8 protein-coding genes and 2 tRNA genes are annotated in these 13011 nt (G+C 67.8%); 1 reads left to right on the top strand and 9 read right to left on the bottom strand.

From position 1 onward, the window contains the following. Positions 1-5 precede the first annotated feature (5 nt). The 4 genes from DL990_RS41825 to DL990_RS15000 all read right to left on the bottom strand — a co-directional run bounded on the left by DL990_RS41825 (position 6) and on the right by DL990_RS15000 (position 1690). Positions 6-248, bottom strand: coding sequence for an alpha/beta hydrolase (locus DL990_RS41825; protein WP_233598965.1), 243 nt, complete (start codon positions 246-248; stop codon positions 6-8). A 380-nt stretch (positions 249-628) separates the two neighbouring features. Then, positions 629-701: transfer RNA gene (locus DL990_RS15010), tRNA-Glu, on the bottom strand. A gap of 131 nt (positions 702-832) precedes the next feature. Further along, positions 833-904 (bottom strand) — tRNA-Gln (locus DL990_RS15005). Positions 905-955: 51 nt separating this feature from the next. Then, positions 956-1690, bottom strand: coding sequence for an HAD family hydrolase (locus DL990_RS15000; protein WP_199746437.1), 735 nt, complete (start codon positions 1688-1690; stop codon positions 956-958). Positions 1691-2245: 555 nt separating this feature from the next. Here DL990_RS15000 and DL990_RS14995 point away from each other — a divergent pair. After that, a complete protein-coding gene (locus DL990_RS14995) occupies positions 2246-3484 on the top strand; it encodes an FAD-dependent oxidoreductase (RefSeq protein WP_199746394.1) in 1239 nt (412 codons plus the stop codon). Between the two features lie 69 nt (positions 3485-3553). Here the strand turns inward: DL990_RS14995 and DL990_RS14990 are convergent, their stop codons facing one another. The 5 genes from DL990_RS14990 to serA all read right to left on the bottom strand — a co-directional run bounded on the left by DL990_RS14990 (position 3554) and on the right by serA (position 12933). Then, positions 3554-4324: a fumarylacetoacetate hydrolase family protein gene (locus tag DL990_RS14990; protein WP_125786767.1), complete on the bottom strand. Its 771-nt coding sequence runs from the start codon at positions 4322-4324 to the stop codon at positions 3554-3556. A 9-nt stretch (positions 4325-4333) separates the two neighbouring features. Beyond that, positions 4334-5968, bottom strand: a complete 1635-nt coding sequence (gene cimA, locus DL990_RS14985; RefSeq protein ID WP_125799051.1) for a citramalate synthase — start codon at positions 5966-5968, stop codon at positions 4334-4336. Between the two features lie 375 nt (positions 5969-6343). Then, positions 6344-7387 carry a 3-isopropylmalate dehydrogenase gene (locus DL990_RS14980; protein ID WP_125786769.1) on the bottom strand — a complete coding sequence of 348 codons (1044 nt, stop codon included), beginning with the start codon at positions 7385-7387 and terminating at the stop codon, positions 6344-6346. Positions 7388-7623: 236 nt separating this feature from the next. Continuing rightward, a complete protein-coding gene (locus tag DL990_RS14975) occupies positions 7624-11028 on the bottom strand; it encodes a S8 family serine peptidase (RefSeq protein ID WP_125786770.1) in 3405 nt (1134 codons plus the stop codon). Between the two features lie 306 nt (positions 11029-11334). Beyond that, positions 11335-12933, bottom strand: coding sequence for a phosphoglycerate dehydrogenase (gene serA, locus DL990_RS14970; protein ID WP_125799050.1), 1599 nt, complete (start codon positions 12931-12933; stop codon positions 11335-11337). Positions 12934-13011: the final 78 nt, after the last annotated feature.

The following is a 13011-nucleotide window of genomic DNA, read 5'->3' as shown; positions in this document are numbered from 1 at the left end:
AATTACTACTGGTTCACTGACCCGTTCCGCGCGGCAGTGGTCCGGCCGAGCCAGTCCCGAGCTCGCGCGACGAAGCCTTCGGAGATGGGCGACTTCGACGCCCAGGACTCGAATCCGTGAGGCGCTCCAGGGACGATGTCGAGCTCACAGTCGACGCCCGCGTCGCGAAGGCGTCGCGCGTAGTCGGCGTTCTCGTCGTGGAACAGATCGATGTCGCCGACACCGATCCAGGCCGGCGAGATTCTCACGCCGGGCGGCGACCGAATAGGCCTCCGCGGACTGTCCGGGTTCGTGTCCGAGGTACGCGGACCATCCGAATCGGTTGTCGGGGTTGTCCCAGATCCAGTGCCGCACGTCGTCGAGCCCGGTCCTGGCGGCGGTCCGGTCGTCGAGCATCGGAGAGAACAGGGCTCCCCAAGCCCTGCTCCAGACACTCTTCGAGGTGACACAGCTCACCGTGCAGTTGAACGGCCTCGGCGACGTCGTGACGATCGGGGTTGAACTGCCAGCAGATCAAGTGCCCGCGATAGCGGAAGCAGGAGAAAGGATCACAGACGCCATGTCGGCTACCGAAATAGCAAAAAGCGCCGATCGGAATGATCGACGCTCTTTGCGTGGTAGCTGTACGTACCCCCGATGGGATTCGAACCCACGCTACCGGCGTGAGAGGCCGGCGTCCTAGGCCGCTAGACGACGGGGGCTAGGATCTTTCTCCTCTAGGAGGAGGTTTTCAGTTGTTCACCTGCTGTGTTGCTGCGGAGAAACTTACCAGACCGGGTTTCCCTCCTTCGCAGGGGGGTCACTCTGTGTTTCACTCCGGAGAGCTCTCCAGCTGGGGTACCAGGACTCGAACCTAGACTAACTGGACCAGAACCAGTCGTGCTGCCAATTACACCATACCCCAGTGAGGTACCGTTCCGATCTTGACCGGCTCGGTGCCGCACGAGAAAGAATACTAGAGCACGCTGTTCCGCACCGTGAAAGCGGGGGTCTCCGTAGCCCGCTGGGCCGGGACGCCGAGCTTGGCGAACTCGGAAACGAGCAGCTCAGGCAGCTCGTCGAGGCCGGAGATGGTGTGCACGCCCGCCGGGGCGCGCTCGGCGATGCCGTCCCGATCGAGCCAGACGGCACCCAGTCCGGCGTCGCGTGCGCCGATGGCGTCGGTGTCGAGCTTGTCGCCGACGTGGACGGCCTGCGCCGGGTCGCAGCCGAGGCCGAGGCAGACCGAGTGGAACATCGCCGGGTCCGGTTTGGCTACTCCGAGTTCACCGGCGATGGCCACGTGGTCGAAGAACCGGGCGAGTCCGAGGTCGGCGATCTTCTTGCGCTGATGCGTGCCCGAGGCGTTCGTGACGGCAGCGACGAGGACGCCGGCGGCCCGCAGCCATTCCAGGCACGGGAGGACATCTTCGAACAATTGCCACGAACGGGTGAGAATTTCACGACGGCGTCTTTCGAAGCCGTTGACCTGGTCTTCGTCGGCCAGAATGCCGATCTCGGCGAGGAAACATTCAGTACGCTTGTGATGCATGGTCGCGTAATCGATTTCGCCCGCGACCACCAGGGCGACGTGCTCTTCGGTGATGAGATCCCACAGTGGCCAGAGATCGTTCTGGCCGGTGAGCGCGCGCAGACTGAGGCGGATCGCCGCCGTGCAGTCGATCAGCGTGTCATCGATGTCGAGGCACACCAACCGTAACTCCGGAGGCTCCCACGGGGCTCCCTCCGGAGCGTCCGGCGTGGTTCGTGACGGGGTCCGGGGCACGAGAGCGAAATCCACCAAGTGAGGCTAGGGCACTCAGCGCGATCGCGACTCTGCCGATGAGGTGATTAAGGCTGGTCTGTTCCGGCGCGGGCACTCTACTCCCAGTTGGTGAGATGACGTGTTTTAGTTACCGGACAACGAGTAACGCGAGCGGGCGGGTGAATTGCCGATACCCGTGCTCCCGTCCGATTCACAACGCGCACACCCTGTGACGACAACGAAATCCTTACGCCGCTTGAGACGCGGACCGTCCACAAGGGCATTTGCCCGATCGTCGTCCTTCCTGGACTGTCACGCGACCTTTCGAGTCCTTTTTGGACAGTCATTGCCCACGGCCGGGAAGCTCCCGCGAACCGGTGAGACGCAGGCCATAGGCCGAACAGGGCATCCGCTCGGATGGCGCTTGACGCACCCGTCGGACAGGTGCATGCTGAGCTTATTCAACAAGTGATGAATAAGGGTTTCGAAGGGGTGGGACGGATGAGCGAACGCACGAACTGCGTGGTCGTCGGCGGTGGCCCCGCCGGCATGGTCGCCGGATTGCTGCTGGCCAGGGCCGGGGTCGAGGTCACCGTGCTGGAGAAGCACAAGGACTTCCTGAGGGATTTCCGCGGCGACACCGTGCACCCGTCGACGTTGACGTTGCTCGACGAACTGGGCCTCGGGGAGAAGTTCCTCAGCCTGCCGCACAGCGAGATCTCCTACGCCGGGTTTCCCGCCGAGGACGGCACGATGATGCGCCTGGCCGATCTGACCAGGCTGAAGGTGGCGCATCCGTACATCGCGATGGTCCCGCAGTGGGACTTCCTGGACCTGCTCGCCGACGCCGGCGCGAAGGAGCCCACGTTCACGCTGCGGCAGAGCACCGAGATGACCGGGCTGATCCTGGACCGGGGCCGGGTGAGCGGGGTCCGCTACCGCGACGCCGACGGGAAGACCGGCGAACTGCGCGCCGACCTGGTGATCGCCGCCGACGGCCGCTGGTCGCTGGCCCGGCGCGAGGCCGGGCTGACGACGAAGGATTACGCCATCCCGTTCGACGCGTGGTGGTTCCGGATCTCGCGGCGGGACGGCGAACTCGAAGGCGTGCTGACCCCGAAGATGCGGGACCGCCGCTTCGCCGTGCCGCTACCGCGCAAGGGCTACTTCCAGATCGCCTACCTCAGCCCCAAGGGTGGCGACCTGCGTGAGGAGGGCATCGAAGCGTTCCGGGAGAACGTGGCCGCGATCCTTCCCGACCTGGCCGACCGCGTGGACGAGCTGAAGACGACCGACGACGTCAAGTTCCTCGATGTCAAGATGAACCTGCTGCGGAAGTGGCACCTCGACGGGCTGCTGTGCATCGGTGACGCGGCGCACGCGATGTCACCGGTCGGCGGCGTCGGCATCAACCTCGCGGTGCAGGACGCGGTCGCGGCCGCCACCCTGCTCGCCGAACCGTTGCGCCGGGGCAGGCCGTCGGTGACGGACCTGGCGAAGGTCCGCAGGCGCCGTCTCGCGCCCACGATGCTGGTGCAGGGGCTGCAACGGATGTTGCACAAGAACGTCATGGGGCCGGTCATGGCGGGCAGGCGCAACGGCCCGCCCGCGGTGATGGTGAAGCTGTTCAGCCGGTTCCCGGTGCTGTCCTACGTCCCCGCACGGCTGCTGGGCCTGGGCCTGCGGCCCGAGCACGCCCCCGCCTTCGCGCGGCGGGCGATGGAGCCTGCGGAAAGCTAGGTCCCGAATGCCATGAAAGGTCCTTTCCTTGCAAATTTTGCAAGGAAAGGACCTTTCATGGCACGGGGGTCAAATCTCCTGCACCGGGTTGGTCAGCGTGCCGATGCCTTCGATGGTGATCGAGACCGACTGGCCGTCCTCGATCGGGCCGACGCCCTCGGGCGTGCCGGTCAGGATGACGTCGCCGGGCAGCAGGGTCATCACGCCGGACACGAACTCGACGAGCTCGGGGATCTTGTGCACCAGGTCCGAGGTCCGGCCGTCCTGCTTGAGCACACCGTCCACCTCTGACCTGAGCGCGAGGTCGGCCGCGTCGAGCGAGGTCTCGATCCACGGGCCCAGCGGGCAAAAGGTGTCGAACCCCTTCGCCCTGCCCCACTGGCCGTCGGACTTCTGCAGGTCACGAGCACTGACGTCGTTCGCCACGGTGTAGCCGAGGATCGCGCTCGCCGCGCGGGCGGCGGGCACGTTCTTGACCGGCTGGCCGATGACGATCGCCAGTTCGCCCTCGAAGTCGACGCGGCCGATGCCGCGCGGACTGCGAATGGGCGCGTTGGGGCCGATCACCGTGGTCGACGGCTTGATGAACAGCATCGGGTCCTGCGGGACCTCGTTGCCGAACTCGGCGGCGTGCTTGGCGTAGTTCCGGCCGACCGCGATCACCTTCGACGGCAGGATCGGCGCGAGCAGCCGGACGTCGGCGAGCGGCCAGCGCTTGCCGGTGAAGTTGGGGTTGCCGAAGGGGTGCTCGGCGATTTCCAGTACCTGGGCGTCGTCGCCGTCCCCTTCGATCGAAGCGAACGCGACACCACCGGGATGAGCAATTCGGGCTAGGCGCACTCCCCCACTCTACGACCTGTGCGCGGGTGCCTCGCTGAGGGACTTGTGCACGAGCGCGTCGCACAGCGCGAGCCAGCTCGCCTCGACGATGTTGCCGTGCACGCCGACGGTCGTCCATTCCCGTTCACCGTCGCTGGTCTCGACGAGCACGCGGGTCACGGCGTCGGTGCCCGGATGGCCGGGCAGGATCCGCACCTTGTAGTCGGCCAGCTCGACACTGTCCAACCAGGACAGATGCGGGCTGAGCGCCTCGCGCAGGGCGGCGTCGAGCGCGTGCACGGGGCCGTTGCCCTCGGCGGTCGCGATCACGCGCTGCCCGGCGACGTGCACCTTCACCGTCGCCTCGGAGACGACCTCGCCGTCGGACCGGTGGTCCAGCACGACCCGGTACGACTCGAGCTCGAACGGCGGTTCGTCGAGGACGTCGCTCTGCGGGCCGTCGACCTCCCGCCGCAGCAAAAGTTCCAGCGAAGCGTCCGCGGCCTCGAAGGACCAGCCTTCGGATTCGAGGCGCTTCACCTTGCGGATGGCGCTCGTCAGCGCCTCGGGCTGGCCGGCAAGGTCGACCCCGAGCTCACGTCCCTTGAGCTCCAGGCTGGCCCTGCCGGCCATCTCGGTGACCAGTACCCGCATGTCGTTGCCGACAGAAGCTGGATCGATGTGGTTGTACAGCAACGGATCCACCTTGATCGCGCTCGCGTGCAGTCCCGCCTTGTGGGCGAAGGCCGACGCCCCTACGTACGCCTGGTGGGTGTAGGGGGCGATGTTCGCGATTTCGGCAAGGGCATGGGAGACCCGGGTGAGCTCGGTGGCGCCTCCGGTCGGGAGCACCTCCATGCCGAGCTTGGTCACCAGATTTCCCGTCACGGCGAACAGATCGGCGTTACCCGCTCGTTCGCCGTAACCATTGGCGGTGCACTGGACGTGCGTCACGCCGGCCTGCACGGCGGCGACGGAATTCGCCACCGCGCAGGAAGTGTCGTCCTGGCAATGGATTCCGAGCCGGAATCCGGTCCGTTCCTTGACCTCGCGGACGGTTTCCGCGAGGCCGAGCGGCAGCTGACCGCCGTTGGTGTCGCACAGCACGGCGACGTCGGCGCCCGCGTTCACTCCCGCGTCGAGCACCTTCAAAGCGGTGTCCGGGGAGAACGCGTAGCCGTCGAAAAAGTGTTCCGCGTCAAGGAAGACGCGACGTCCTTCGCCGACGAGGAATGCGACGGTGTCTCGCACCATCTCGCACGCCTCGTCGACATCGACCCGCAGCGCCCGCTCGATGTGGCGCAAGTCCGATTTGGCCACCAGCGTGACCACCGGCGCCTGGGCCTCGAGCAGGGCCCGCACCTGCGGATCCTGTTCGGCCTTGGCGCCCGCCTTCCGCGTCGCGCCGAACGCGACGAGCGCGGCGTGGCGGAGTTTCAGTTCACCCGAAGCCGCGCGGGCGAAGAATTCCGTGTCCTTGGGCAGCGCGCCCGGCCATCCGCCTTCGATGAACCCGACCCCGAGATCGTCGAGCAGCCTCGTCACCGCGAGTTTGTCCGTGACGGAGTAGGAGATCCCCTCGCGCTGCGCACCGTCGCGCAACGTCGTGTCGTAGAGGTGGAAGGCGTCGCCGAGCGGCGTATCGGCGGGCTCCGTGCGAGTCACGGGGAACTCCTCATGATGGTGGCAAAACGTGTTCAGGCAACAAAAAAACCTCCCGCATGGGTGCGAGAGGTTGCGCGCCGGGGGCTCTTGTGGAGCTGTTATCCGGCGCGCTCGGCGATAATGATGGTGCAGGAGGTCACGGACGCATCATGGCACACGCTCCGAGGGGCGTCCACAAGCCGGTCAGAAATTCCCATGTGCTGGGATCACGCCGAGCGGCCGGCCCGCGTGGGTCGTGAGTGGCGTTTCGGGTTCTAACCCGAAACGCCACTCACGACCCACGCGACCACGCCCCCCCGGACGCAATGAAGGGGCCTTTCATAGCAAAATTTGCTATGAAAGGCCCCTTCATTGCAGAGCTCGGAGCCCGAACGACTACTGAGTGACCGGGCGCACGTTCGACGACACCAGCGCCGCCAGCCGGTCACCGATCGCGTGCGTCGCACCCGGCGACGCCTGGTCGCGGGTCGCGAGGTCGAAGGCCACCGAGGCCTCGATCCGCCGCGCCGATTCCTTCTGTCCCAGGTGGTCCAGCAGCAGCGCGACCGAAAGCACCGCGGCGGTCGGGTCGGCGAGACCCTGGCCCGCGATGTCCGGGGCACTACCGTGCACCGGCTCGAACATGCTCGGGTTCCGCCGGGTGATGTCGAGGTTCCCGCTCGCCGCCAGCCCGATGCCGCCGGTCACGGCGGCCGCGAGGTCGGTGATGATGTCGCCGAACAGGTTGTCGGTCACCACGACGTCGAAGCGCGACGGGTCGGTCACCAGGTGGATGGTCGCGGCGTCCACATGGGAGTACGCGACGGTCACCTCCGGGTGCTCCAACGAGACCTCTTCGACGATCCGCGACCACAGCGAGCCCGCGTACTCCAGCACGTTCGTCTTGTGCAGGAGCGTCAGGTGCTTACGAGGCCGCGCCTCGGCACGGTTGAACGCGTCGGTCACCACTCGCCGGACGCCGAACGCCGTGTTGACGCTGACCTCCGTCGCGATCTCATGGTCGGTGTCCTTGCGCAGCAAGCCACCGTTGCCCGCGTACGGGCCTTCGGTGCCTTCACGCACGACGACCATGTCGATCTCGCTCGAATCGGCGAGCGGGCCGCGCACGCCCGGGTACAACCGGGCGGGCCGCAGGTTCACGTGGTGGTCGAGCTCGAACCGGAGGCGCAGCAGAAGACCGCGCTCCAGAATGCCGCTCGGCACCGTCGGGTCGCCCACCGCGCCCAGCAGGATCGCATCGTGCTGACGGAGTTCACCGAGTACCGACTCCGGAAGCAGCTCGCCGGTGGAGTGCCACCGGGCGGCGCCGAGGTCGTAGTTCGTGATCTCCGCCGTCGGTACGACCTCACCGAGCACCTTGAGCGCCTCGGAGACCACTTCGGGCCCGATCCCGTCTCCTGGGATCACCGCGAGCCGCATCCACACACCTCCGTAGACCAGGCCACCGGCAGTCCGGATGGCCCATCCGCAAGAAAACGCCAGCAGCGGAAGGTTACCGGCCGTAGCCCGGTAGCCGTAGCCGCACCACCCTTATGCCGGAATCTCCCACAGAGCGAGACAGCCGAAAGGGTGAATACAAGAAGGGACGCCCTGGCGGAAAGCTTGCTGCCAGGGCGTCCCTCACCTCATCGAACGCGGATCACCGCACTACCGCGTCAGCCCACACCGATCGGCTGACGTCCGGTGTGCCGCCCGCCGTTGCCCGGCCGGTCGACACCGGCGTCGCCGCCACCGGCGTTCGTCTGGATCTTCACCACGTTGGCCCGGTTGCCCGAGGCGTTGTGGTGCTCGATCGCCAGCAGGCCCAGCACGGTGTCCTGCGCGGCCGCGTTGCGGTTGACCACCAGCGCCGTGCCCGGCTTCGCGACGTAGCCCAGCGCGGAGTCGCCGCCGCCCTGGACGGTGTACGCGGGAGCCAAGGCGTCGAACGAAAGCGGCGTGCCGACGTAGTCGATCGTCGACGAGTCCGCACCCGGCGCCGCGTAGAACCCGGAGGTCCCGACCGTGTAGCTGATCTTGTGCGACGCGGCGTTCGGGTCGATGCCCAGCGCCGCGATGCTCACCGGCAGCACGACGACGTTGGTGTCGTACACGTTCGTGTCGACGTCGCCGAGCTGGCCGTTGATCGGCTGGATGTCCACCTGCGGGAAGCCCGGCTTCAGCGCCACGGTGACCGCCACGAGGACGTCGGTGGCCGTCACCTTGGTCACATAGGTCTCGAAGTCCGGCTGTCCGTCGCCCGTGGTGTCGATGTCCACGAACGGCGAGGTGTTGCTGCCCAGGTTGGCCAGGTCGCTCCAGGTGGTGAGACCGAAGGCCAGCAACGCGTTCTCCGGCTCACCCTGCGCCTTGGCCAGCGGGGCCGTGGACGCCGCGCCGATGTAACGCAGGTCGGCGCCCTTGGCGGTCTGGTTCAGGGTGCAGTCGGTGGTGACGTCGCCGTCGCACTCGGGCAGCTGCGGGGACTCCGCCTGCAGCTCGAGCACGCTGATCAGCGAGCGGTACCGCTGCGGACCGGTGCCCTGGTCCACGCCCTTGCCGGTCAGGTTCAACACGGCCTGGTTCTGGCCCGCGCCGAAGTTGACGTTGCCCGGGGTGTTGATGGACGAGACGGGCTTCGGCGCGGAGTACACCGAAAGCCGCAGCGGAACGGTCGTGCCGCTCTTCGGGGTGAACGCGATCCGGCCGGAGGCGTCCGCCACGAACTGCCGGGCGAGCCCGACCTGCGAGGCCGCCATGGTCGGGTCCATGACCTTGCGGAGCGCCTTGGGGTCGGCGATCTTCAGGGTCACCTTCACCAGCGCGACACCGCGCGGGCTCAGCTTCACCGTCGGCTTGTCCACTGTGTACTCGACACCGGGGAGCGAGTTCACGGCTTCGTAGCCCACCGAGTACTCGACCGGCTTGATGCCCTTGTTGACCACCTTGACCGTCTTGGTCAGCGTGACCGGGCCGCCCGCTTCGACGACACCGAAGTTCACCGAGACGAAGCCGGGGTTGTCGACGACGTAGGCCAGGACCTGGTTGTCCAGCGCGGCCTTCGCGTCGATCCGGCCGCTGCCGACACGCTGCGGACCGTAGGTGCGGCCGGAGGCGTCGCGGATGTCGTGGCCGGCGGTGTTGATGACCGAGGCCTTGACCTCCTCGACCGACCAGTCGGGGTGCGCCTGACGGATCAGGGCGGTGATACCCGACGTGTGCGGAGCCGCCATCGACGTCCCGGAGATGACCAGGCGACCGGATCCGCTTCCGCTCAGCGCGGACGAGATCGAGTCACCGGGCGCCGCGACGTCCGGCTTGACGGCCGGGCCGCGCCCGCCACGCGAGGTGAACGAGCTCGGGGTGTCCACAATGGACTGGTCGGTGGTCGGCACGGACACGCGGCCCTTGCCGGTCATGCGGACCTGCAGCGTGCCGGCGGCCAGCGCCGGGCGGACCGAGGCGGTCGCGCTGCCGGTCAGCTGGAACGTCGGCAGAGCCGCGTTGCCCGCGATTCCGGCCGAGAAGTGCTCCAGCGTGGACGAGAACAGCGCACCCTTGGCGCCGGCGGCCTGCGCGTTGTTCGAACGGGCACCGGAACCGCAGGCGCGGGTCGCGTCGTTGTCGTCCCATTCGAGGAACACGATCTTGCCCGCGGCCTTGGCCTTGTCGGCTTCGGAGTACGGCTTGCAGCCGGCGGCGTTGTCGGCCGACAGCGTGACCACCGGCGCGGTGACGTCGAGCGTGTCGTAGGCCGCGTAGTTCTGGCTGAACTGCCCGGTCTTCGCACCCTTGACACCGTCGGGAGCGACGGCTTCGACGGCGTCGCGAAGGACGGACGCGTCACGGCTGCTGGCGACGGTCAGCGCCTCGGGCGTGTTGCCCGGCGCGCCGCCGACGTCGTTGAGGTCGCCGCCGTTGCCCGCGGAGAACACCGGCACGACGTTGTTCGCGGCGATCTTGCGCACGAACAGCGAGTCCGGGTCGTCCGGGGTGGCGAAGTCGCCGCCCAGCGACAGGTTGACCACGTCGAGGTGGTCGGTGAAGTCGCCGTCACCGTCCGGGTCGAGCGACCAGTCGAGTGCCTGGGAGGTGACGTTGGTCGAGCCGTCGCAGCCGAAGACCTTGATCGCGTACAGCAGGGCCTTGGGCGCGGTGCCCGGGCCGATCTGCATCGCTTCGATCTTCTTCTTGTTGAGCTTCTTGTAGTCGCCCGTGAAGGTCTTGCCCGCTTCGTCCACACCGAATCCGGCGACCGTGCCCGCGACGTGCGTGCCGTGGTGGCCGCAGGAGATCGGGTTGGGGTCGGGCTTCGGGGTCTTGAGGGCCGGGTCGTCGCTGCCCGAGTCGTAGGCGTCGCCGACCAGGTCGATACCGCCGACGACCTTGTCGGTCGGGAAGGCGGGGGTTGCCTGGTCGCGGTTGATGGCCTTGTACGCCTCGGCCGTACCCGGACCGCCGAAGGTGGCGTGGGTGTAGTCGATGCCGTCGTCGATCACGCCGACGCGGATGCCGTCGCCGTAGCGGCCGGTCTGCTGCCACGACGCGAGCGTGTTGGTCAGCTGGACCGCACTGGAGTTCGTGCGGGTCTTCGGCACCACCTTCTTGACCGAGACGACGTCCGGCCGCTTCGCCAGCTCGCGGATCTTCGCCGCGTCGGCGGTGACGACCGCGCCCGCGACCGCGTTCGAGGTCTGGGTGACCAGCTGGGTGCCGGCGTCGGCGGCCTTGAGCTGCCCGACGACGGAGTCCACCGTCGCCGCTGCGGCGGCCTTGGCGTCCTTCGCGGCCTTCTTCGCCTTTTCCTTGCCTGCGCCCTTGTTCTGCTCGGCGTTGAAGGCGTCGACGGCGGGCTGCTTGGCCAGCTCGACGAAGGCGGTGATCTGGCCCTGTGCGGCCTTGAGCTTCGGCTCGACCTTCCCCTGGAATCCGTTACGGTCGATCTTCGCCGGCGTGACGCCGTCCGCGAGCGGGACATCCTGTGCGGCTGCCGTCGCCCCGGTCACGGACGTCGCGAGCAGTGCGGCGAAGACCGCGGCCGATGAGCGGATGGCCCATCGGGGTACGCGGGATCTGTTCATGAGTACGTGCCCTCACTCGAGGCCTTGACTTCGAACCTGCCTGCCTCTCGAACACACCCCCGACGGTGAGCCCCGGCGCCGCGCCGTGCCCTTGACGACGCGATGGTTCGGCCTCGCCGGAAAAACCTATCGGCCCATCCGCCCGACTTCAGTAGGCAATTTTCACCGTTATTGAATCTTGCTCTGCGTTTTCGCGAACCCCGCACACACAACGATCGCAGTTGGTCGGCTAATTGCGGGAATACGCGTGAAGGCCCCCTTCCCTCGGCTGAGCCGAGGGAAGGGGGCCTTCACGCGCTTGGGAGGTCAGCCGAAGTTGACCGCGCGAATCGTGTGCGCGCCCACGGTGGCGCCGATCGGCTCAAGCAGGTGCGAGTCGACGGAACGGTCCACACGCAGCAGCATGACCGCGTCCGCGCCGTCGGTGGTCTGGCTGATCTGCGCGGCCTCGATGTTGAGCCCCGCCTCGCCGAGCAGCGTGCCGACGCGGCCCATGATGCCCGGGCGGTCCGGGTACTCGAGGAGCAGCACATTGCCCTCGGCACGCAGGTCGAAGTGGCGGCCGTTGACCTCGACCAGCTTCTCGACCTCGTCCTTGCCGGTGACCGAACCGGACACCGAAAGGGTCGTGCCGTCGGCGTGGACCGCGCGAAGGGTGACCAGGCTGCGGAACTTGGGGCTTTCGGGCTCGATGACCAGATCGACCTGGACACCCAGCTCTTCGGCCACGCGCGGCGCGTTCACGAAGGTGACCTGGTCTTCGACGACACCGGAGAACACGCCGCGTTCGGCCGCGAGCGGCAGCACGCTGACGTCCTCGTTGGACAGTTCGCCCTTGACCACGACGGTGACCGAGGCCGGCGCCTTCGGGTTGAGCGCGGTCAGCACGGTGCCGAGCTTCTGGGTGAGCGAGAGGTACGGCCGCACGTGCTCGCCGACGGTGCCCCCACCGGCGACGTTCACCGCGTCCGGCACGAAGTCGCCGCGCAGCGCGAGCAGCACGGACTTCGCGACGTCGGTGCCCGCGCGGTCCTGCGCCTCGGCCGTCGACGCGCCGAGGTGCGGGGTGACGACGACGTTCGGCAGGCCGAACAGCGGGCTCTCGGTGGTGGGCTCCGTGACGAACACGTCGACACCGGCGCCGCCGACGTGACCGGAGCTGACCGCGTCCGCCAGCGCCTGCTCGTCGATGAGGCCGCCGCGCGCGGCGTTGACGATGATGACGCCCTGCTTGGTCTTCTTGAGCGCCTCGGCGCCGATCAGGCCCTTGGTCTCGGGGGTCTTAGGCAGGTGGATCGAGATCGCGTCGGCGCGCTCCAGCAGCTCGTCCAGCGTGACCAGCTCGATGCCGAGCTGCGCGGCGCGGGCGGCCGAGACGTAGGGGTCGTACGCGATGAGCTTGGTGTCGAACGCGGCGAGCCGCTGCGCGAACAGCTGGCCGATCTTGCCGAGGCCGACCACACCGATGGTCTTGCCCTGGATCTCGACGCCGGAGTAGGCGCTGCGCTTCCACGCGCCACCCTGGAGGCTCTGGTCCGCGGCCGGGACCCGCCGCTCGACCGCGAGCAGCAGCGCGACGGCGTGCTCGGCGGCGGAAACGATGTTCGAGGTCGGCGCGTTGACGACCAGCACACCGCGTTCGGTGGCGGCGGGGACCTCGACGTTGTCCAGTCCGACGCCGGCGCGGGCGACGACCTTGAGCGAGGTGGTGGCACCGAGGACCTCGGCGTCGACCTTGGTGGCGGACCGCACGAGCAGCGCGTCCGCCGTCTTCACGGCTTCGAGCAGCGCGGGGCGGTCCGTGCCGTCCACATGCTGGACCTCGACCTCGTCGGAGAAGACACTCAGCACGGAAGGCGCGAGCTTCTCGGCGATGAGGACGACGGGCTTGTTCGGCTTGGTCACGATACGGCTCCCACTATCTGGTCTGTGCCTGCGACTCACTGTTGACGGTCACGCCGTTGTGCCCGGTTGCGCCGCAGT

Origin of the sequence: Amycolatopsis sp. WAC 01416 (assembly GCF_003947485.1) — a bacterium.
In the GTDB taxonomy this organism is placed as follows: domain Bacteria; phylum Actinomycetota; class Actinomycetes; order Mycobacteriales; family Pseudonocardiaceae; genus Amycolatopsis.
This window is presented reverse-complemented; position numbering and strand designations above follow the sequence as displayed.